Source organism: Blautia glucerasea, assembly GCF_013304385.1.
Classification (GTDB): Bacteria; Bacillota; Clostridia; order Lachnospirales; family Lachnospiraceae; genus Blautia_A; species Blautia_A ammoniilytica.
Map to the genome: position 1 here is coordinate 116,298 of NZ_JAAITU010000001.1, position 20,261 is coordinate 136,558.

The following is a 20,261-nucleotide window of genomic DNA, read 5'->3' on the forward strand; positions in this document are numbered from 1 at the left end:
GTTTGAGGCTTTTCTTTTCTTTAAGAATGTGCTATAATATGCAGAAATAATATTTTGCAGTGAGCATATAAAGGAGATAGATTATGAGCCAGAAAAAAGTGGATGCTTACAAAGCTGAAAAAGCGAACCGTGAAAAAATCATGAAAAAAGAAAAAAGGGTTCTTCGTCTTGAGAAGCTGATTGCCCTTGCGTTTTGTATAGTTGCAGTTGTATGGATCGGATTTTCTGTATACAGCAAGGTAAATGAAGGCAAAGAAGAAGTAGTGGTAAATACTGAGATGGATACTTCCGCTCTGGATGATTACCTTTCCGGGATCGCTACTGACGCTGCTGATGCAGAATGATAATTGCCTGCTGATCGGATAGCAGCAATACCAGCAGAGCTTTGATACAGGCTGTAATGCGAATAAAGTTTTAATTGTGAAAGTACTGAACAATTACGAAATTATAAAGGATAGTGGATATGACAGAGATTTCTGCCGATTCCACTATCCTTTTTGGCTTTTATGCAATATATTTTTTGTATCCCGGACAACAAAAAGTCTCCGGAAATCCGGAGACTTTTGCTGCTATCAGAAAATATTAAAATTCTCTTTCTGCTGTTGGTCAGTACTCAATAGTATACAGGGTACAAAATTAATTATAATTTTGTAACGTTAGCAGCCTGCATTCCACGAGCTCCCTCGGTAAGATCATAAGTTACAGCCTGACCCTCTTCAAGAGATTTGAAGCCTTCACCGTTGATTGCGGAAAAATGTACAAATACATCAGCACCGTCTTCACCTGTGATGAATCCGTAACCTTTTTCAGCGTTGAACCATTTTACAGTTCCCTTGTTCATCTTGTTACCTCCATAAAAATAAAAAGTTAAAAGCAGTTCTGGCGAAAAAAATCACCAGATTTTACAGACTATATCATGTAATCATATAATCTCTAAAAACTAGTGATGATTTTACATTAATAATCCCTGACATGGTTTGATTATATATCCGGTTTTTCTAAATGTCAAGGATTAATAAGAAAAAGGGCTTTATTAAATGGTATTTTTCGTGTATTATGCAAAATTAATGATCGAAAAGCCTGTAAAAATAGGGATATTCATGATGCGAAAAGCTTCGTCAAAATGGTTTTACGAATTATTTACGAATTATATGCTCCGAATGCGTATTTTGCCAATTGAAATAGCCAGATGATAATAGTATAATATTAATAAAAATATTCAAGGAGGAATATGAAATGAAGAAAAGAATGATGTTTGCAGCTGCTGTTTTATCTATCGGTTTAATGGCCACTCCGATCAGTGCCGAAGACGTAACTGCAGGATTGGATTTAGACTCTATGAGTGTAGAAGACTTGGTGTTACTTAGAGACGCTGTCAATCAGAAGATTGGTGAAAAGGGTGGAGATAATATTTTACCAGAGGGAACATATGAGGTTGGGGTAGATATAAAACCGGGACATTATAAAGCATACTGTTGTCCGGGATATGATTTGGCTAATTTTAATGTTTATGAATCAAAAGAAGCATGTCAGGCAACTGATAATCCGATTCAGGATTCTGTAGGTATCGACGACCAGGATGCAGCTATGATAAATTTAGATGAGGGAGAATGGCTGACTGTTACGTGGGGTTCCGCCATAATTGAAGAAGTCAACGCTTCCTGGGCACCGGAAGAATAAAAATCAAATATTCCAAAGGACTTACATTCGTGTAGGTCCTTTTTTAATGCCTAAAATTATTACCAATATTTACCGGTTGAATATCATTTTTCTTCTTTTTATCATTATTTGCAGATAATATCTAAAATTATTTGCAGGAGGAACACAATATGGTAAATATTGGAAAAATATGCAACAACTGTAACTGTGAGTTGAAAAAGTACGATAAGGTATATCGTACCATTCGTGTGAAAGGCGGAGTTAAGATGAAAGTCAAAATCCAAAGGTATCAATGTCCAAAATGTAAACATATTTATCGAGAATTACCAGAGGATTTATACCCGCATAAACAATATGAATCAGAAATAATAGACGGTGTCGTAGAAGGACTGATTGATTCATCCACGCTAGGATTCGAGGATTACCCATGCGAAATGACGATGAAACGATGGCGAAAAGAGCATGAAGAATCTGAAGATGAATAATGGAAAAAATTACCACCGTAGTTGTTTTTTAATATTTCGATGTTCGTAATAGAATGAGCCTTGAAGGGAGGTACAAAAGAAATGATTATGAAACAGCTGAATCAAAATGAAAGGGGTGGTAAGGTTGGGAACTAGGATACGACCGGAAATTTCCAAGAAAAATCCTTATTGGCTAGAGAAGCACAGATACTATGAGTTGAAGCATTTCTGCCAGCAGTATCCAGAATGGCAAAAGATTTATGGAAATATTAATGGTTTATCTGCTTTTCCGAGAGATATGTCGATGGGGTCAAAATGGAAAAACATATCCAATCCGACGGAAAGAATTGCTATTATGCGAACTTATTATATGGATCGAATGGATATGGTGAAAGTCACGGCAGAGAAAACTGATCCAATCCTGGCTAAGTATATTTCTTTCGGCGTAATTAATGGATGGTCTTATGACGTGCTCAAAGCTAGATTAAATATTCCGTGTTGTAAGGATATTTACTACGAGATGTATAGAAAATTCTTTTGGCTGTTGGACAAGGAGCGGGAATGATTCGCACAAAAAACATTTGCTATTATGACTAAAAAAAAGGAGGTCGTAATTATGAATTACGAGTTGTTAGTTGATGACGTGAGAACGGCATCTAAAGAAGAATTGAAGAAACTTTTTTTTAAGGTCTGCGAGGCATCGAACGAGCGTTTTAAGAAGATCAACGATGATTTTCTGGAACGTATGGATCAGCTGGTTCGTGACTACAGAGCAGAAAATTTGGTGCTTCAAGAAGAGACTGATCATAGGTTTAAGAAGATCAACGAAGACTACGAGAAACGTTTAAATGCGGTACTTGCGGATCGGGAGAAAGAAACTTTGATCCTTCTGAAAGATCAGCAGTTCTTTGCTAATCTACTAATTAATGCGTTGAAAGAATACGACAAATAATAAGTCAGCCTTGAGGGAAACCGCATTATGCGGAATCCCTCTTTGGTTTTCTTTAGCGGTTTAATACAGTTCCTATTATTTTTGCCATTTTTGAATGTGCAGACTGGCGATCTGCAATAGCCTCTTCGAGAGTCTTATCTCCATACACATCTCTTACCTGGTCTTCGGTCCATATATCACCGAACTCTTCCATTTTCTCAATAAAGGTATTGATTTCAATCTGATTCATAATGCTTTTACCATCCTTCCTTATTTGGTGAGACAAATCATAACACCATAAAGTGTGTTTTGCAAGGGATATTTTTAATCTAGGTTAGCTTTTGGCTCGCATAAATTACATCTCCTGTTATAGAGATAAATAAAACTAATTTAAGGAGGATTTCAAAATGATTAATTTAAAAGCGATGCTAAATGCAGCAAACAGTAAATACTCAGCGTTGTTGGATACGCTGTACGGACAGAAAGCCGAGTCGGAGTCTAATGGAGATTACGATAAGGCCATACGTCTTGTACATAGTATGTACAACGACCAGGTAGAACTGTTAGCTCAATTGAGTGAGGCTGAAAAAGAAAATGAGAGAAAGGAGATGGAAGGCTTACAAATAGTTAGTTTTGTCAACAGAGATTGAGTCCTGGTCAAGGACTCTTTCTTTTTTTTTCTTCGTAAACAGTACGGAGGTTACGATTAAGGAAGCTATATTTATATAATAAAAATTTTTTATAAAGGAGGAAACAAAACATGTATTATCTTATTTTCTTAGGAGGAGTAATCCTTGGAACCATCCTCACAAACGCACTTTTCTACATGAAGTGCGGAAGAGGATATTTTACAGTAATTCCTTATGATGAAGACGACACCGGGTTTTATAAGGTGAATATTCGTATTCCATCAGATCAGGATTTGCTAAAAAAAGACAAGATCATCCTTGCAAAAGAAAATTCGCAGGATTAACAGTCTCTATTGTGGAACTATTGACTGAATTGAAAAGGAGGATTTCAAAATGGAAGAAGAAAAGACTTTGAAAGAAAAGCTGGAGGAGCAGTGGGTAAGAGAACTTACAGTGTTGGATGCGATGGACATCAATGACGAATGCTATGACATTCAGATGTCGAGGGTCGAGAATCTTGAGAAACTTATGGCTGATTTGGATAAGGCCGAAATGGAAGCTTCTACAAAAATGGAGCAACTGGAATCGGACAAGTCTGAACAGAAACGTAAGGGTAAACTTGAGATATTCAAAACCTCGGCACCGATCGTCGCGGCAGTCGTTATGGGGTTCGTGTCTATGGTGTGGGAGAAAACTGACACAATTACCTCTACAGCTGGGAAGTTGAGCCTTAGAGATTCGATTAGATTCAGATAGGTTCAGGACTAGGGGCTCGTTACATACGGGTCCTTTTAGTTTTGCTTTGAAGAGGATTTTATGAGATACCATTACGACAAGCCAGATCATTACACATCTATGTATGGACAGATTTATATTTGCAATCATCCGGTGTATAGCAGATGCACTTTGTATAAAATTGGCGACGATGGTCTGGCTGTTATTCAGCAAAGGTATGATACAAGGTCAAAATGTACATGGTGGACAGAAATAGATCCGTGGTTGGTGGATACTTTATATTTACATTCCGGATTCAAGAAGTTTTTTGATGAAAGATCTGGCGAATGCGAAGAAGGGTTATATCCAACAGTGAGTATCCGACAGATTATGTGGGCTTTGAAGATGAAACCAATTCCAAGAGAACGCTGGGAAACCTGTTTTGACCGTAGGGATATTTAGCGTGAAATACAGCTGCTATTATGAAAAAAAAAAGTTTATGGAGGATCTATCATGAAGAAAAATACATTAATGACACCGGAGACGATCAAAGAAATTGAGAGTTTAATTCCGGATCACGGAGAAGCACTTATACGATGGGGAGCTCAGTTACACCGAGACGGCATTGTAAAAGGAGGTATTGGCGCCGTAATTGGAATGGCAATAGGCTTGATCGCGGTGTCTGTAAAAGATTCATGGAAAAAAATCGATAACAACGAGGAGGAGGAGGAGTCCTAACAAGGGCTCTTTCTTTTTCGCTAAAATTACAACTCCTTTAATGAAAACAAACACGTTTAAATAAAGGAGGATTTTGTTATGTTGAAGAGAATGGTAATTATGATGGTAGCTGTTATTACAGTGGTTTTCGGAGCAATTGAGGTTAGCGCCGATGCTAGTGATATGACAGAGGCGAAATTGTTACTAATCGATGAGACAAAAAATGAGATCGAGAGATCTAATCGTGTTATTGAAGAGAAGGAACTGGATGATTCAAAGTATTATTCAGAACTGGGAGATATTGAGGAACGTTTTGACGGACTCGAAATCGACATTGAGCAGAAACTGGTTGTCAACGGTGATCTGTATATAATCGAATATGTATGCTCATACGACTACGATAATGTGGCGTATGATGTAGACAAAGTTTGGTTATACAGTGAACGGGATGATAAGTGGTTTTCTGACGATGACGATTTTGTGGATGTCGTCAACGCCAGATATCCCGAGATCTGGTAATATTTGGGAACTTCGGTTCCCTTTTCTTTTTCTTTTCGCATATTTTACATCTTCTTTAATGGAACAATAAAAAAGGAAAGGAGGTATAAAGATGATACTACTTATGACACTATTGATAGCGTTACTAATTGCAGCGGTTATTATCATCGCCGGTTTAGGTTTAGCCGGTGGGGTAACAATCGTGCTGTTTAGTGACGTAATCGTGTGTGTCGGATTGATAGTATTAGTCATCCGACACTTCATGAAAAAGTAGTTCTAAGCGGAGCCAACGTTGGCTCTTGCTTTTCGCATATTTTACAATTGCTTTAATGAAAACAATATTGAAGAAGGAGGTACAAAAAATGGCAGTAACGATTGCATTTCTTGCAGGGCTGTTAGTCTATTCATTATTGAAGTATTTTGAGTAGGCGACGGTTTTAGCAGATAGTATGTCGAGAGAGGTCAGAAATGGCCTCTTTCTTTTATTTTGTTTATTCGCAAAAATTACACTTACTATAATGGAACAATAGTGGTCTAAAAATAAAACGAATTAGGAGGATAAGGACTATGTTAAAAGAGACAAAAGAATTATGTGGAGTAATCGATGAGATTATGGACGTACTGAAAGGTGAATTTGATTTTGATACCGTTTGTGCTATGAACGATACAGATCTCAAATTTCTTCAGTTATCTGTCAAACTTATCGAGGCAACCAAGAATTTCTATATGGCTCAGGGACAGGAATTATGCAACATTTCGACAAGGTTAGATCAGCTGTTACCAGCCCGGGAGGCATCAAGCCCGGATGAAATTTGATGCAAAAAGGAGGGGTCGAACATCGACTCTTCCATTTTATTCGCTAAATTTACAATTCCTATAATGAGAGAAACAGACAGCTCAGCAGGTACGAGCGGTCAGACTTCGGTCTGAATGGTCGTGGGTTCGATTCCCACTCTGTTTCTTTTGCTTTTTATATTTTCACACGAAAAGGAGGATATTTATGAAAATTGCTGCAAAACGAAAGTCGGCTACTTTATTGACGATCTTCGGAGTGGTGGGATTGGTTGCTACTGCTGTATCTAGTGCCAGAGCAGCGCCAAAAGCTATCAAACTTCTCGAAGAAAAAGGGCTGAATAAAGAAACGTCTTTACTCGAGAAAGTGAAAATCGCAGCACCTGTTTATATTCCAACAGTTGCGATTGGCGTTTCGTCAGCTTTATGCATTTTCGGATCCAATATATTAAATAAGCGAGCGCAGGCTGGATTAATTGGTGCATACACGCTGATTGAGCAGACGCATCGTAGTTACCGGAGAAAAGTGCGGGAATTATATGGAGACGAAGCTGATCAAAAAATCGTAGAAGAATTAGCTATCGAACGAGCTGATAAAATATATGTTTCCGGTGCATATATAGGTCAGACTTGTGATTTATCGCTTGATGAATCTACGGGAAATCTTGTATTGTTCTACGATAACTATTCAAAACGATATTTTGAATCTACGGTGGAACAGGTCATTAATGCAGAATACCATCTCAACAGAAATTATATTTTACGAGGGTATTCGGTTTTGAATGAACTATACGATTTCCTTGGCTTAGAGCCAGTGGAGTTCGGAAATGACATGGGTTGGGCACCTACTGATGAGGGTGAGTATTGGATTGATTTCAATCATCGTAGAAGCACTCTTCCGAATGGGAAAGAGTTTTATATTTTGGAAATGCCATTTGGACCAAGATTAAACTATGACGATTATGATTGTTAAGGAGGATTATATTTATGAAAAACAGTAAGACTTTATTTACAGTGGTGAAATGGGCAGCGTGGATTGGAGCGGCTGTTTGTGGTCTTCTTGCAGATTGGGCTACAGACAAAGAATGTAAAGCAGAGTTTAATGACAGGATTGAAGAAATTGTATCCGAGGAGGAAGAATGATGGGAAAGGTAAATATTGGATCAATCTTTAGAAACTTTAGGAGAAAAGCGGCTAAACATAGTCCAGCGATTCTCACTGGTTTCGGTATTGCCGGCATGATCACAACAACAGTATTGGCAGTGAAGGCGACACCAAAAGCTTTATCTTTGCTTGATGAGGAGCGATACAGACAGAAAAGAGAGCTCGTCGACGAGGGTGTTGATGTAAAAGATCTCGAAGGGTTTAAATTAAAACCGGTTGATACTGTTAAGGTGGCATGGAAATGTTATATTCCAGCCGTAGTTTCTGGTTTCGCATCCACAGCTTGTCTGATAGGAGCAAATTCAGTACATACGAGACGGAATACAGCGTTGCTCACCGCTTATAATTTGGTTCAAACCACTTTCTCCGAATACAAAGATAAGGTAGTTGAAGAGATTGGCGAGAAAAAAGAGAAGACTGTCCGGAATAAAATCAATCAGGAACGAATCAAAAATGATCCACCGGTATCAAAGACTGTGATTGTATCCGGTAAAGGAGAACAGTTATGTAGGGATGGAGTGTCTGGAAGATACTTCTATTCCGACATTGATACAATCAAACGAGCGATAAATGCTATCAATCGTGAGATGACTTACGAAATGTATGTGTCATTGAGTGATTTTTATGACCAGATTAATCTACCGCATACGGACGTGAGTGATTATCTTGGATGGAATCTCGACGATGGTTTGGTGGATATTGATTTTGGGACATGCTTAGCTGATGATGAAGAGCATACAGGAGTACCATGCATCACTTTGGATTATTTAGTTGCGCCAAGGTACGATTATTCAAAGTTGATGTAATTCGCAAAAATTACATGGTGTTTAATGGGAAATACTAAAACATTCCAAAGGAGGATGAAAAAATGGAAAACGAAAAGATTATTGACATGGTAGAAGATGGAGAAATCGTGGAAACAAAATTCTCAAAGGTAAAGAGTTACATCAAAGGCAATTGGAAGAAGATCGCGGTAGCGGTCGGGGCAGTTGCAGTAGGTGCAATTGGATACACGTTTGGCAAGAATTCTGAAACGATTGTTTACGATCTTCCGCCAGTCGACGAATCCGATGACGTTGAAAATGCATCAACGCCTGAAGAATGAGATTATTTCTAAGAGAGGGATGCCTTTAACAAGGTGTCTCTCTTTTTTCTTTTCTAAGGGGTGATTGGATGACTAGATATGTATATGACGGACCGGTTATGGAGTTTGATACTTTACTTACCGACCGTTGGCATGGAGAGACAGTCGCAAAAACGAAAACCAAGGCAATGAGTAATTTAGCTTATCAGTTCAAGAAAAATCACGGTCGTCTTGCGACTGCAAAAATTACTTTGCCGGGGCAGATTAAAGAAGCATGTTAGGAGGAAGCTAATGGACGATTATACGCCAAATTCAAATCGCTTTAAAGAGCAGCAGAAAGAAAACGCTACACTTCCGGAGAAAAAAATCCAGCAGATCACTACTGGGAAAGTGCGAGTGAAAAAGAAATCAGAGATGAGTAAGTTTAAGGACGTTTTTATCTCTGAGGATGTATCTAACGTGAAGAGTTATATTTTCATGGATGTACTCGTACCAGCAGTGAAGAAAGCTATATCAGATATCGTGAGAGATGGTATCGATATGATTTTGTACGGAGATACCAAACGAGGCAATCGTAGCTCAAACGCATCTTATGTATCATATCGTGATTACTCTCGTGATCGCAGAGATGATTGCCGTAGTGGCAGTCGGAATAGATCCGGATATAGTTACGACGATATTATTCTCGAGACTCGTGGAGAAGCCGAGGATGTACTCACTCGTATGGACGAACTGATTGAGACTTACGGTGTTGTCAGTGTGGCTGACATGTACGATCTGGTAGGCAAGACCTGTAATTATACGGACAATAAATACGGATGGAAGAATATTCGCACAGCAGAACCGATCAGAGTTCGTGACGGATATATGCTTAAACTTCCAAAAGCCGGGCCAATTGATTAAGGAGGCAATATGGAATCTGTAGATTCTTATGTAAGTAATATTTTAAAAACTGAATATAGTGAAAAATTTGATGACATTAGGAGAAAGCTTGTCCTGCAGAGTTTCTTCAAGTATGGGAAAGCTTCTCAGAATTTTAAGGGCGGATACGTCGATGCAATCGGATCCTTAAAAAAATGTATCGCAAAATTTGAGGAAACTGGAAATCTCGAATATCTTGCCGATGCAGCAAATTACTGCATGTTTAGATATATGTTTCCGCAGGGAACTGAATATTTCAAGCACACTGATTCCGACGGCTCAGCTGGGATCGTTGGAATGTCCGTAAAAGAAATCGAAGAATTTAAAAAGGAGAACAAATAATAATGAAAAAATTTGATATTTTGACAAAGGCAAGCAGAAAACTTAACAAAACAACTTTCAGACTTCAGAAGCATAGCCCAGAGATCCTGGCTGTTGTTGGCGTAGTTGGAACAGTTGCAAGTATGATTATGGCTTGTAAGGCTACTACGAAGCTTAGCGAAATTCTCGATGAATCAAAAGATGCGGTCGATGCAATTCATAATGTTATCGAGCATCCGGATATTGTAAGCGATGAATATACCGAGGCTGACAGTAAAAATGATCTGGTTATTGTATACGCACAGACGGCAGTTAAGCTTGTTAAGCTGTATGCTCCATCTGTGATTCTTGGTGGCCTGAGTATTACTGCCATGCTCACATCTAATAATATTCTTAGAAAACGCAACATTGCTCTGGCTGCAGCATATACGGCGGTTGACAAAAGCTTTAAAGAATATCGTGGACGAGTAGTAGAGCGATTCGGGAAAGATTTAGATCACGAACTTAGATATAACGTAAAGGCGAAAGAAATCGAGGAGAAGATTACTGACGAAAAAGGCAAAGAAAAGACTGTGAAAAATACGGTTGATGTCATCGACGACGCTGGATTATTGGGAAGCCCTTATGCGAAGTTTTATGATGATGGATGCCTTGGTTGGACAAAGGATCCAGAATTAAATTTGATGTTTCTTCGTCGTCAGCAGGATGCAGCAAACGAAATCCTTAAAGATAAGGGACATATGTTTCTAAATGAGGTTTATGACATGCTTGGAATCCATAGAACATCAGCAGGTCAAATTGTCGGTTGGATCTACGATGAGAAAAATCCGATTGGTGATAACTATATTGACTTCGGTATTTATGATGTTAATAAGCCAAAGAATCGTGACTTTGTAAATGGAATTGAGAGGTCTATTCTTCTCGACTTCAATGTTGACGGAGTTATTTATAACTTGATATGAGGAATGGACGGAATTGGTACAGGTAATCTGTATAGAGATATATATGATTACCCTGAACTTTATTCATTATTAGAATTAGGAGGATATTTAGGATGTCAAATGATTTGGTAGGAACAATCATCGGAATTATCGGAGCTGCAGTCGGCCTTATTGGAATCGGGTATGGAATGTCCAAACGTGATAAAATGAATGACATTGCGAAGAAAATCGATAAATCTATCGATGATATTTCCGATGACCTTGACGTTTCTATTCCGGACGCCATTATCAACAAAGCTGTTGAAAAAGCAGCCGATAGAGAAGTTGAACGGAGAGTTAAAATCGCTGTGGCTTCCATCGAAAAAGACATGGAAAACAAAGTGACAAATGCAGTTAAGTCTCAGTTCAATGACATTAACCATAAAGTTAGCAAGAAGATTGCCATTCAGGTATCTAATCTTGATATGGGTGATCTCGAAAGACAGATTAGAAAAGATGCCAAAAAGAAAATTGCTGAGAAGTTTGACGACAAACTTGATGATATTTTAGAGGAATTCAACGATAACTTAGAAAATATTTCTAAAATATATTCAAGCATTGGCAATCGGGTGACGTCGTCAAATAATGATCGAGATATTAAAATCCGATTAGTTTAAGGAGGGTGCTATGACTGGGCGAGAGTTAATTATATTTATTATGGAGAATCATCTGGAAGACACGATTATATTTGACAGTGACGTTCTCCCTTGTCTCATGACGATCGATGAAGCAGCCATTGCATTAAACACGGGACGAAACACAGTCAAAGCCTTGTATGAAATTGGTCGTCTTCCGGGAGTTAAGATCGGAGACGAAACGTATATCGTCAAGTGTGATAATAAAAAGGAGAAAACATGCTGAAAAATTTATTGATATTTGCTGCGGGGGCCGTTATTGGCTCCGTGGCAACATGGAAACTTACGAAGGATAAATACAAAGCAATTGCTGATGAAGAAATCGAGTCAGTTAAAGAAACGTTTGCAAAGCGGAAGAAAAAAGAAGATATTGAAACTCCGGAACCAAAGTTTTCAGACGCAGATCTGAAAAAACTAAAGCAAACGATAACAACGAATGGATATAGAAATTATTCAAATATTGCAAAGGAGGAAGAACCTATTATGGCAAAACCTTATGTTATTTCACCAGAAGAATTCGGTGAGGCAGATTACCCAACCGAGAGCTTAACTTATTATGCTGATGGCATACTTACAGACGATCGCAACAATATTATTGAAGACGTAGAGCGAATGGTTGGTATGGAATCTTTAAATCATTTCGGAGAATATGAGGATGATTCTGTATTTGTAAGAAATGATGAACTTAGAACCGATTACGAAATTCTTTTAGATAATCAGCGGTTTTATGATACCGACGGAACGGAGGATTAATGAATGATCGTGATTTAATTGAAAATGATTATTTCAATTGGTTGAAAAACAAAGTGGCAAAAGATAAATTCTCATCCAAGATTTCATTCGACAAATTATTATTTCGCCTGCATTGTGTTCCATTCAAATGGACAATCGAACGTGATGAAAATCGAGCTAATGATGGAATTGCTTTACGATGGCGGTATGCGTGCGATGATGAAAATCGAAGTTACAAGGAAAGAATGCGTATAGACGATTTACTTTCCAGCAATCCATGTTCAATTCTCGAAATGATGATCGCTTTAGCAATCAGATGCGAAGAGCAAATTATGGACAACCCGAAATATGGAGATAGGACCGGACAATGGTTTTGGGGAATGATCATAAGTCTCGGACTTGGAAATATGGATAATCGTAACTTCGACATCAAGTATGTGAATGATATTCTGGAGAATTTTATTCATCACAGATATGATCCAACAGGTAAGGGCGGTTTATTTACCGTCCGAGACACTCGTTATGATATGCGTAGAATGGAAATTTGGAGGCAGCTTTGTTTATATTTGGACAACATAGGCTGATGAAAGGAGAATCAAAATGTAATGATTGATTTTATGAGGATCTCGACGCGGTCAAAGAAACAGGGCGTTGTCGAAATCTATCCAAATTTCATAATGACCAGATCATCAGATCTTATGATCAGAGGTGGTGATTTCTATGCGATTTGGATTGAAGAACGTGGGTTATGGTCAACCGACGAACAAGACGTTATCGACATGATTGACCGCGAGCTTCATGATTTTACAGATAACTATGCGAAAACACACATGGATACGTCATTTCATACTTTATATATGTGGGATGCCACGTCTGGTATGATTGACGATTGGCACAAATACTGTCAAAAGCAGTTGCGTGACAATTATCATCCACTTGATGAGGAATTGATATTTTCCAATGTGGTGACAAAGAAGACAGATTACGCTAGCAAAAAACTGTCATATCCTTTGGAGAAAGGAGACATATCATCATACGATAAGCTTCTTTCAACTTTATATTCTCCAGAAGAGAGACATAAGATCGAATGGGCTATTGGGGCTGTTGTGACTGGCGATTCAAAAAACATTCAAAAGTTCATGGTCCTTTATGGTGCTGCTGGAACAGGCAAATCAACGGTCTTAAATATTATACAAGCATTATTTGAGGGTTACTATGCGACTTTCGATGCCAAAGGGCTGGGTCAAAGTAGTAACTCTTTTGCGTTGGAATCTTTTAAGACTAATCCACTTGTCGCCATTCAGCATGATGGAGATTTATCAAGGATTGATGATAATACAAGATTAAACAGCTTGGTTTCTCACGAGCTTATGACAGTAAATGAGAAATTCAAATCGGCATATTCGACCAGATTTAATGCTTTCTTATTTGTCGGAACGAATAAACCAGTGAAGATTACGGACGGTAAGTCGGGTCTGATACGAAGGCTTATTGATGTATCTCCATCCGGAAATAAACTCACTCAGCGAGAATACAAAAACGCTATCGAACACATAAAATTTGAGCTTGGAGCTATTGCGTATCATTGTAGGGAAGTATATTTAGACGATCCTGGTAGGTACGACAATTACGTTCCGGTTATCATGCTTGGAGCATCTAACGATTTTTACAATTTTGTGATCGATAGTTTCAGCGTATTCAAGACAAATGATGGTACAAGTCTGAAGGCAGCCTGGGAAATGTACAAAGTTTATTGCGAAGAAGCCAAAGTCCTTTATCCATTTTCTCAACGCACATTTAAGGAAGAATTAAAAAACTACTTCCGTGAATTCGTTGAGAAGATAGATGGAGATTCGAGGATAAAGAATGAATACAAAGGTTTTCGCATTGATATTTTTGAAAAAGATATGAAAGGGATGAAAAACGAAAGTGATAAAACCAAGAATCAATGGCTTGTACTTGGAGAGTATGAATCGATATTCGACAAAGAGTCCGGGGAGTGTCCTGCACAATACGCAAAAGCAGACGAAACTCCGTCCAAACCCTGGGACAAAGTCACAACCAAACTCAAAGACATTGATACATCGAAACTTCATTATGTCAAGGTTCCAGAGAATCATATAGTCATTGATTTTGACTTAAAAGATGAATCTGGTAACAAATCACTTGAAAGAAATCTTGAGGCGGCGAGTAAATGGCCTCCAACTTATGCCGAGGTGAGCAAAGGTGGAGCCGGAATACATCTTCATTATTTATATTCTGGAGATTCATCAAAGCTTAGCAGAGTATATGAGGACGGTATTGAGATCAAAGTCTTTTCAGGCAAAAGCTCTCTGAGGAGAAAATTGACTTTGTGCACCGCCTTAGCAATCGCTACCCTCAGTTCTGGATTACCTTTGAAAGGAGAAAAAATGATAAGTTCGGATATTGTCCAAACCGAGAAGGGTATAAGGACAACGATCAAGAAATGTATCAGTAAGGATGTGCATCCTGGAACAAAACCCAACGTGGATTTCATATACAAGATATTGAATGATGCGTATGAATCCGGGATACACTATGATGTTTCGGACATGAAGAATGCAATATACGCATTTGCGGCAAGCAGCACCAACCAGGCTGATTATTGTATCAAATTGGTTGGAAAAATGAAATTCAAATCAGAAGAGAATATATCATCAATAGAAAGTTCGGAGAGTCCTTTAGTCTTCTTTGACTGTGAGGTTTTTCCGAACTTATTTCTTGTAAACTGGAAAGTTCAAGGTGAAGGAAATCCTATTGTCAGGATGATTAATCCAAGACCACAGGACATTGAAGAGCTTATTCGCTTCCGATTAGTCGGATTCAACTGTAGACGATATGATAACCATATGCTTTACGCATGTCTTATGGGATATAACAACGAACAGTTGTACAACCTATCTCAGAAGATTGTAAACACTAAAAAAGGAGACAGTCTCAAAGTTTTATTTGGAGAGGCTTACAATCTTTCTTATACGGATGTTTACGATTTTGCGTCTGCTGGAAACAAAAAGAGTTTGAAAAAACTTGAGATTGAAATGTCGTCAAAAGCGAATGATCCTACATCCAAGATGGATGACAGTCTCAGGAGAATGCTGAAATCCATAAAACACCATGAGCTTGGTCTGCCGTGGGATCAACCAGTTCCAAAAGAATTGTGGCAGAAAGTAGCTGAGTATTGTGACGATGACGTTATCGCAACTGAGGCGGCGTTCAATTACCTTGAATCCGATTGGATAGCCAGACAGATTCTTGCCGACCTTGCGGGTTTAACAGTCAACGACACCACTAACACACTTACTACCAAATTTATATTTGGTAACAACAAAAAGCCACAAGATCAGTTTCATTATCGGAATCTGGCTGCACCTGTCACTGAGATGGACGAGGATACGTACCAATTCTTATCTGAGGCATGTCCAGTAATGATGAGTCAGACCCATGGTGATGCTGGTTCATATCTTCCATATTTTCCAGGATACAAATATGAAAATGGCATATCTATCTATCGAGGCGAAGAAGTTGGAGAGGGTGGTTATGTATATGCCGAACCCGGTATGTATGGAAATGTGGCTCTTCTTGATGTTTCTTCAATGCACCCACACAGCACAATTGCAGAATGCTTGTTCGGGATAAAGTACACGAGAGCATATCGAGATATTGTTGAGGGACGAGTGTCAATCAAGCATGAGGCTTGGGACGAAGTAAATCATATGCTTGATGGTAAACTCACACCTTATATTCAGAAAGTAATTGATGGAGAAATGAGTTCTAAGGATCTTGCAAATGCATTGAAAACAGCCATTAACTCAGTATATGGTCTTACGTCAGCTAACTTCGATAATCCATTCCGTGATATTCGGAACAAGGATAATATCGTTGCGAAACGTGGTGCATTATTCATGATCGATCTGAAATATGAGGTACAGAAGAGAGGGTTTAAAGTTGCCCACATCAAGACAGACTCGATTAAAATTCCAGATGCGACGCCTGAGATTATCAAGTTCGTTATGGATTTTGGACAGAAGTATGGATATACATTTGAACATGAGGCTACATACGATCGTATGTGCTTAGTGAACAACGCTGTTTATATTGCAAAGTATAAAGATCCAGCTGGATGTGAAGCACTGTATGGTTATATTCCAGGTGATAACAAAAAGCATTCTGACGATCCATGGACAGCTACTGGTAAACAGTTTGCGGTTCCGTATGTATTCAAGACCCTTTTCAGCAGAGAGCCCGTTAGCATCAATGATATGAAAGAGACATTCTCTGTAAAATCCGCTTTATATTTAGACATGAATGAAACATTGCCAGATGTAAGCGCGTATGAAAAGGAAATGGATAAGTTAGAGAGCGATTACAAGAAAGGAAAGATATCCGATACGATATTTGAACCAAAAGCACTGGAATTGAGGAATAAGATTGTAGAGGGGCATGATTACAAATTCGTAGGAAAGGTCGGTGAATTTTGCCCAATCAAACCTGGCAATGGTGGAGGTATTCTGGTTCGAGAGCAGAACGGAAAATATTATGCTGCCACTGGTACGACTGGATTCAGGTGGCTTGAGTCTGAAATCGCAGCAACGTCAGGAAACGAAGAGTTTATTGATCGGTCATATTACGACAAGCTTGTGGACGATGCTGTTGATGCAATCTCTCAATATGGAGATTTTGAATGGTTTGTTTCAGATGACCCGTATGTATCACCACCACGGTTTGACGATTTTATGAATATCCCGGAGGGGTACGATGAAGAAATGCCGTTTATGTAATGGCAATTAATTTATATTTTAATGAAAAGGAGATAACATTATGAAACTTACATTTGCACCAAAAGGAATTTTACAGATTGACGACGCTAGAATCGCATATAGAAACTTTAGAGGAGAGGCAGGAAAGTATAATCGGGAGGGGGATCGCAACTTCTCTCTCATTATTCCAAATGAAGAAATGGCTGATGCTCTTGCTGAGAAAGGGTGGAATGTTAAAATCAAACCACCGAGAGATGAAGAGGATAGTGCGTTTATCACTCTTCCAATAAAAGTTAATTTTAATGACAAAGGTCCTCGTGTATATTTAAAAACCGGCGATCGTGTGAACAGACTGGATGAGGAATCGGTCGGTATGCTTGACGATATTGATATTTCCAGCGTAAGTATGGATGTAAGTCCGTATCACTGGGAGGTAAATGGGAAGACAGGAACCACAGCATATTTGCGGTCTATCGAGGTTGTTCAGGAGATTGATCGCTTTGCGGAGAGATATGCAGAAGAAGAGATTCCGGAGGAGTAAACATGGTGACAATGACAATAGAACACGAATTAAGACCGTGCTATGTGGTCGTTAAAAGAAATAAAAAAGAAAAAGGATTATTTCATGGATGGAATTTTGTAAGTAATGTTGTTGGACCTTCATTAATGATCGGTGGACATCCAGGCGGAGTCATTTCATATTGTACAGGACTTGTTGAACTTGAAGATGGTAGAGTTGTCGAGGTATTACCAACAAATTTAATTTTTGTAAAAGGGAGGTTTAATGATTACATTTGGGATGATGAGGAGTAATCGCATAAATTACAGCTCCTTTAATGGTACAAACCAATTATTTATATTTTAAAGGAGGAATAAGATGAATAATCAAATGGTGGTTTATACGGCAACAAAAGTGTTTAGAACAGCATTTAAAGGAGCTTTTGCAGCGGGCATGGGGTTTACTATCGGTAAAACTTTTGGCGGTTTTTGTACTGCCATCCTGGATGAAGGAGTATATAAAAGCGTCTTAAAGTTTTTGGCAGAAAAAGGTAATAAGCACGCACAAAACATCTGTAATGAGACAAAGATAAAGTATGCTAGTAAACAACCAGATGTTTCATCAGAAACAAGTAACAAAATTGGATTTACTGTAAATAATTAGTAGAAGGAGGGCTTCGAGGAAACTCGTTGCTCTCTTTCTTTTATGTTTATGAAAGTGGGTGCGATTGGTATGACGAATTGTGAAGCAGCTGATATTCTTAAATTTATGTTAAATCAATTTGTTTTTCCCAGGGGATGCGGTAAAACCCTGACACTTGCAATGTATCACGAAGCTATATTAAAGGCTATTTCTGTTTTGGAGGAAAAGAAGAGATGAGGCAGTTAGTTATATTTACCGATGAAGATTTGGACAATATGTTGAATCATCACGGAGTGATTCATATGAAAGCCAACAATGGGGAGGATTTTGAATTTATGTCTGAAAAACAGTATGAACGAATGCATCCTAAAGATCCAAAATGCCCATATAGCGATGTATTAAGGAAAAATAGTGATATTTGTGGGCTCATGGAATTCTGCAACGGTTGCGAATGGTGGAAAGATTTTATACAAAGATAAAAGAAGTTGTTAATCATGGAAGAGTTAGGTGTGATTTGAAAAAGGAGGGCATATGGATTTTAAAAGCTGGCTATATAAACGGGCAGTTGCTTATATTGGAAAATGCAATAAGAGATGGGAAGGCGAGGATGTTAGTTCCCATCTAAAAAACCTTAGGAGATTGACGTATCGGGATTACGACGGAAAGGCATATCTGAGTTATGGTGCTGATGCAGAATGGCAAAACTTTTCAAGGCATGAGGTACTCGATTACGCTATACAGAAATTAGCTATGTATGAAGATCGAAAGGAATTAATGCCCACTAAAAGGAGACGATTAACAATGGAAGACTGGTCTAAGAAAGAACCGAAATTCCGTTATATGTTATTGGACAGATTAAGACAAGATTGTGATTTCTACTTGCGAGTTGGAGGGTCAGCTAATTGCCTTTGGGCGGATAGTGAGAAAGAGCAGATTCAAACCATGATTTATATTTGGAATAGTTTCCCAGATGGCGATAAACCTGAATGGCTAACTATGGAACAGATTAAAGAGTTCGCTCAGAAGATGGGCGTTGATATTTGAAAGGAGAAAATATGAAGTATAAAACAAAACCAGTAGAAATTGAAGCTATTCAGTGGACTGGGTTAAATCTCGAAGAGATAAAGGCTTTTGTTGGAGAGTCGTTAATCTATAATATCATCGATACAGCATGGGAAGTTGGAAAAGGTAGACCTCATGTGCTTATGAAGATAAAAACATTAGAGGGCGACATGACTGCATCTGACGGAGATTATATCATCAAAGGCCTCAGAGGCGAATTCTATCCATGCAAGCCAGATGTCTTTGAAAAGAAATATGAATTAATAAACTAAACAACTAATGGATTGAAATATCCGTAGAGGAATATGAAAAAAGGAGAGCTGCTAGTGAGAGCTGACATTCACACATCAGTAAAACACGAAGAGTATACTCGACGTGATCCTAAAATTCAATGGCGTTTTGATATTCGGACAGCCAAAGAACTTTGTTATCCAAAAGAAGTAATCAAACGACTTGAGAATGAGCCGAGCCAATACAAACGACAAAATATTTTAACGGACGCTAGAAGAAGATTGCGTTGAGGAGGAATTGAATATGTCACAGCATGATGAATACGATAGAAACATTTTAAGAGCTCTACAGAAAATCGGAAAGCACCTTGAGAGCATTGATAAAAAACTTTCCATTCCAATTCTAAGAACTCTACAGAAAATCGAAAAACACTCTGAGAGCATGGATAAAGAACTTTCCATTTCACCAGAAAAGGTAGATTACGATGACAAAGAAAAATGCGTTGAGGAGGAATAAAAATATATGGATTTTGGACAGGCACTTAAAAAAGTAAAAAATGGAGAAAAAATTTTCCGTCATGGATGGAACGGTAAAGGAATGTTTGTAGTGTATCAGAAAGGATATCCGTCCGGCATTCCATGTAATCAGCAAACAGCTAAAGCTTGGGGACTTAATGAAGGAGATCTGTTTAAATGCGAACCATATCTGCAGATCAAAATGACTAATGGTAGCCATGCAATGTGGGTACCGAGTATCAATGATATTCTCGCTGAGGATTGGGAATATATTCACTGATTAGAGGAGTGAT

36 protein-coding genes and 1 tRNA gene are annotated in these 20,261 nt (G+C 38.4%); 35 read left to right on the forward strand and 2 right to left on the reverse strand.

Going from position 1 to position 20,261, the window contains the following annotated elements:
* The first annotated feature begins 83 nt into the window (after positions 1-83).
* Positions 84-344, forward strand: coding sequence for a hypothetical protein (locus tag G5B11_RS00550; RefSeq protein ID WP_158420665.1), 261 nt, complete (start codon positions 84-86; stop codon positions 342-344).
* A gap of 296 nt (positions 345-640) precedes the next feature.
* On the opposite strand, the gene G5B11_RS00555 is transcribed toward G5B11_RS00550, so the two are convergent.
* The gene (locus G5B11_RS00555; RefSeq protein ID WP_008705499.1) at positions 641-841 is read right to left on the reverse strand and encodes a cold-shock protein; all 201 of its coding nucleotides are present in this window, start codon (positions 839-841) and stop codon (positions 641-643) included.
* Between the two features lie 395 nt (positions 842-1,236).
* Here G5B11_RS00555 and G5B11_RS00560 point away from each other — a divergent pair, with 395 nt between their 5' ends.
* The 4 genes from G5B11_RS00560 (at position 1,237) to G5B11_RS00575 (ending at position 3,075) form a co-directional block, all read left to right on the forward strand.
* Positions 1,237-1,680: a hypothetical protein gene (locus G5B11_RS00560; RefSeq protein WP_173726464.1), complete on the forward strand. Its 444-nt coding sequence runs from the start codon at positions 1,237-1,239 to the stop codon at positions 1,678-1,680.
* A 149-nt stretch (positions 1,681-1,829) separates the two neighbouring features.
* Complete coding sequence (locus G5B11_RS00565; protein ID WP_173726465.1) at positions 1,830-2,144, forward strand: DUF6431 domain-containing protein; 315 nt, start codon at positions 1,830-1,832, stop codon at positions 2,142-2,144.
* Positions 2,145-2,250: 106 nt separating this feature from the next.
* A complete protein-coding gene (locus G5B11_RS00570) occupies positions 2,251-2,688 on the forward strand; it encodes a hypothetical protein (protein WP_330603020.1) in 438 nt (145 codons plus the stop codon).
* A gap of 51 nt (positions 2,689-2,739) precedes the next feature.
* Positions 2,740-3,075, forward strand: coding sequence for a hypothetical protein (locus G5B11_RS00575; protein ID WP_173726466.1), 336 nt, complete (start codon positions 2,740-2,742; stop codon positions 3,073-3,075).
* 52 nt (positions 3,076-3,127) lie between these two features.
* Here the strand turns inward: G5B11_RS00575 and G5B11_RS00580 are convergent, their stop codons facing one another.
* Complete coding sequence (locus tag G5B11_RS00580) at positions 3,128-3,304, reverse strand: hypothetical protein (protein ID WP_173726467.1); 177 nt, start codon at positions 3,302-3,304, stop codon at positions 3,128-3,130.
* Positions 3,305-3,461: 157 nt separating this feature from the next.
* Here G5B11_RS00580 and G5B11_RS00585 point away from each other — a divergent pair, with 157 nt between their 5' ends.
* The 30 genes from G5B11_RS00585 to G5B11_RS00730 all read left to right on the forward strand — a co-directional run bounded on the left by G5B11_RS00585 (position 3,462) and on the right by G5B11_RS00730 (position 20,248).
* Positions 3,462-3,704 carry a hypothetical protein gene (locus G5B11_RS00585; protein WP_173726468.1) on the forward strand — a complete coding sequence of 81 codons (243 nt, stop codon included), beginning with the start codon at positions 3,462-3,464 and terminating at the stop codon, positions 3,702-3,704.
* Positions 3,705-3,814: 110 nt separating this feature from the next.
* Entirely contained in the window at positions 3,815-4,027 is a 213-nt protein-coding gene (locus G5B11_RS00590) for a hypothetical protein (protein ID WP_173726469.1), read from the forward strand.
* A gap of 49 nt (positions 4,028-4,076) precedes the next feature.
* Positions 4,077-4,439, forward strand: coding sequence for a hypothetical protein (locus tag G5B11_RS00595; protein WP_173726470.1), 363 nt, complete (start codon positions 4,077-4,079; stop codon positions 4,437-4,439).
* 60 nt (positions 4,440-4,499) lie between these two features.
* Positions 4,500-4,859 carry a hypothetical protein gene (locus G5B11_RS00600; RefSeq protein ID WP_173726471.1) on the forward strand — a complete coding sequence of 120 codons (360 nt, stop codon included), beginning with the start codon at positions 4,500-4,502 and terminating at the stop codon, positions 4,857-4,859.
* Positions 4,860-4,910: 51 nt separating this feature from the next.
* Positions 4,911-5,135, forward strand: coding sequence for a hypothetical protein (locus tag G5B11_RS00605; protein WP_173726472.1), 225 nt, complete (start codon positions 4,911-4,913; stop codon positions 5,133-5,135).
* Between the two features lie 78 nt (positions 5,136-5,213).
* The gene (locus tag G5B11_RS00610) at positions 5,214-5,633 is read left to right on the forward strand and encodes a hypothetical protein (protein ID WP_173726473.1); all 420 of its coding nucleotides are present in this window, start codon (positions 5,214-5,216) and stop codon (positions 5,631-5,633) included.
* A 546-nt stretch (positions 5,634-6,179) separates the two neighbouring features.
* The gene (locus G5B11_RS00615; protein ID WP_173726474.1) at positions 6,180-6,428 is read left to right on the forward strand and encodes a hypothetical protein; all 249 of its coding nucleotides are present in this window, start codon (positions 6,180-6,182) and stop codon (positions 6,426-6,428) included.
* A 69-nt stretch (positions 6,429-6,497) separates the two neighbouring features.
* A tRNA-OTHER gene (locus G5B11_RS00620) sits at positions 6,498-6,574 on the forward strand.
* Positions 6,575-6,612: 38 nt separating this feature from the next.
* On the forward strand, positions 6,613-7,377 hold the full coding sequence (locus G5B11_RS00625) for a DUF6353 family protein (RefSeq protein ID WP_173726475.1): 765 nt from the start codon (positions 6,613-6,615) through the stop codon (positions 7,375-7,377).
* Positions 7,378-7,391: 14 nt separating this feature from the next.
* Positions 7,392-7,547, forward strand: coding sequence for a hypothetical protein (locus G5B11_RS00630; protein ID WP_173726476.1), 156 nt, complete (start codon positions 7,392-7,394; stop codon positions 7,545-7,547).
* Positions 7,544-8,374, forward strand: coding sequence for a DUF6353 family protein (locus G5B11_RS00635; RefSeq protein WP_244092873.1), 831 nt, complete (start codon positions 7,544-7,546; stop codon positions 8,372-8,374). The genes G5B11_RS00630 and G5B11_RS00635 overlap by 4 nt, the downstream gene beginning before the upstream one ends.
* A gap of 62 nt (positions 8,375-8,436) precedes the next feature.
* Positions 8,437-8,673 (forward strand): hypothetical protein, encoded by a 237-nt coding sequence (locus tag G5B11_RS00640; protein ID WP_173726477.1) that lies wholly within the window; start codon positions 8,437-8,439, stop codon positions 8,671-8,673.
* A gap of 68 nt (positions 8,674-8,741) precedes the next feature.
* Positions 8,742-8,933 carry a hypothetical protein gene (locus G5B11_RS00645; protein WP_173726478.1) on the forward strand — a complete coding sequence of 64 codons (192 nt, stop codon included), beginning with the start codon at positions 8,742-8,744 and terminating at the stop codon, positions 8,931-8,933.
* Positions 8,934-8,943: 10 nt separating this feature from the next.
* Complete coding sequence (locus tag G5B11_RS00650) at positions 8,944-9,555, forward strand: hypothetical protein (protein ID WP_173726479.1); 612 nt, start codon at positions 8,944-8,946, stop codon at positions 9,553-9,555.
* Positions 9,556-9,564: 9 nt separating this feature from the next.
* A complete protein-coding gene (locus tag G5B11_RS00655) occupies positions 9,565-9,915 on the forward strand; it encodes a hypothetical protein (RefSeq protein WP_173726480.1) in 351 nt (116 codons plus the stop codon).
* Positions 9,916-9,917: 2 nt separating this feature from the next.
* On the forward strand, positions 9,918-10,856 hold the full coding sequence (locus tag G5B11_RS00660) for a DUF6353 family protein (RefSeq protein ID WP_173726481.1): 939 nt from the start codon (positions 9,918-9,920) through the stop codon (positions 10,854-10,856).
* Between the two features lie 92 nt (positions 10,857-10,948).
* On the forward strand, positions 10,949-11,491 hold the full coding sequence (locus G5B11_RS00665; RefSeq protein ID WP_173726482.1) for a hypothetical protein: 543 nt from the start codon (positions 10,949-10,951) through the stop codon (positions 11,489-11,491).
* Positions 11,492-11,501: 10 nt separating this feature from the next.
* The gene (locus G5B11_RS00670; RefSeq protein WP_173726483.1) at positions 11,502-11,735 is read left to right on the forward strand and encodes a helix-turn-helix domain-containing protein; all 234 of its coding nucleotides are present in this window, start codon (positions 11,502-11,504) and stop codon (positions 11,733-11,735) included.
* On the forward strand, positions 11,729-12,262 hold the full coding sequence (locus G5B11_RS00675) for a hypothetical protein (protein ID WP_173726484.1): 534 nt from the start codon (positions 11,729-11,731) through the stop codon (positions 12,260-12,262). Before G5B11_RS00670 ends, G5B11_RS00675 begins: the two co-directional genes overlap by 7 nt.
* Positions 12,262-12,825, forward strand: a complete 564-nt coding sequence (locus G5B11_RS00680) for a hypothetical protein (protein WP_173726485.1) — start codon at positions 12,262-12,264, stop codon at positions 12,823-12,825. Before G5B11_RS00675 ends, G5B11_RS00680 begins: the two co-directional genes overlap by 1 nt.
* Positions 12,826-12,846: 21 nt before the next feature.
* The gene (locus G5B11_RS00685) at positions 12,847-17,040 is read left to right on the forward strand and encodes a DUF5906 domain-containing protein (RefSeq protein WP_173726486.1); all 4,194 of its coding nucleotides are present in this window, start codon (positions 12,847-12,849) and stop codon (positions 17,038-17,040) included.
* Positions 17,041-17,080: 40 nt separating this feature from the next.
* The gene (locus G5B11_RS00690) at positions 17,081-17,560 is read left to right on the forward strand and encodes a hypothetical protein (RefSeq protein ID WP_173726487.1); all 480 of its coding nucleotides are present in this window, start codon (positions 17,081-17,083) and stop codon (positions 17,558-17,560) included.
* Positions 17,561-17,562: 2 nt separating this feature from the next.
* Entirely contained in the window at positions 17,563-17,832 is a 270-nt protein-coding gene (locus tag G5B11_RS00695; protein WP_173726488.1) for a hypothetical protein, read from the forward strand.
* Between the two features lie 64 nt (positions 17,833-17,896).
* The gene (locus tag G5B11_RS00700; RefSeq protein ID WP_173726489.1) at positions 17,897-18,181 is read left to right on the forward strand and encodes a hypothetical protein; all 285 of its coding nucleotides are present in this window, start codon (positions 17,897-17,899) and stop codon (positions 18,179-18,181) included.
* A gap of 212 nt (positions 18,182-18,393) precedes the next feature.
* Complete coding sequence (locus G5B11_RS00705; protein ID WP_173726490.1) at positions 18,394-18,639, forward strand: hypothetical protein; 246 nt, start codon at positions 18,394-18,396, stop codon at positions 18,637-18,639.
* Between the two features lie 52 nt (positions 18,640-18,691).
* Entirely contained in the window at positions 18,692-19,204 is a 513-nt protein-coding gene (locus G5B11_RS18990) for an LPD11 domain-containing protein (RefSeq protein ID WP_244092874.1), read from the forward strand.
* A gap of 11 nt (positions 19,205-19,215) precedes the next feature.
* Entirely contained in the window at positions 19,216-19,494 is a 279-nt protein-coding gene (locus tag G5B11_RS00715; RefSeq protein ID WP_173726491.1) for a hypothetical protein, read from the forward strand.
* Positions 19,495-19,548: 54 nt separating this feature from the next.
* Positions 19,549-19,743, forward strand: a complete 195-nt coding sequence (locus tag G5B11_RS00720) for a hypothetical protein (protein WP_173726492.1) — start codon at positions 19,549-19,551, stop codon at positions 19,741-19,743.
* 13 nt (positions 19,744-19,756) lie between these two features.
* Positions 19,757-19,969: a hypothetical protein gene (locus G5B11_RS00725; protein ID WP_173726493.1), complete on the forward strand. Its 213-nt coding sequence runs from the start codon at positions 19,757-19,759 to the stop codon at positions 19,967-19,969.
* A gap of 6 nt (positions 19,970-19,975) precedes the next feature.
* A complete protein-coding gene (locus G5B11_RS00730) occupies positions 19,976-20,248 on the forward strand; it encodes a DUF2829 domain-containing protein (RefSeq protein WP_173726494.1) in 273 nt (90 codons plus the stop codon).
* Positions 20,249-20,261: the final 13 nt, after the last annotated feature.